Below are 205 nucleotides of genomic sequence, written 5' to 3'. Positions count from 1 at the left end.
GGTGAGCACGCCGATCCCGACTGGGTGTAGTCGATCGACGGGTTCAGGCCGAGCTTCTTGTAGATGATCGGACGAGGCTTGGCGATGATGTGGGCCAGGGTGATCTGCCGACCGGGCACGGTCTCCTGGATGATCCGCATCAGTTCCTCGGCCACCGTCGTCCCTCCCTCTGGGATCCGCGGCCTCCGCTGTTGGGTCCGCCTGA

Annotated in this window: 1 pseudogene; it reads right to left on the bottom strand. The window is 64.9% G+C overall.

Going from position 1 to position 205, the window contains the following annotated elements:
- A pseudogene (locus tag BN358_RS21885) lies at positions 1-140 on the bottom strand (propanediol utilization protein); the annotation flags it as partial.
- Positions 141-205 lie beyond the last annotated feature (65 nt).

This window comes from Sedimentibacter sp. B4 (assembly GCF_000309315.1).
Taxonomy (GTDB): Bacteria; Bacillota; Clostridia; order Tissierellales; family Sedimentibacteraceae; genus Sedimentibacter; species Sedimentibacter saalensis.
The sequence above is the reverse complement of the archived record's forward strand: the minus strand, read 5'-3'. Positions and strand labels throughout refer to the sequence as shown.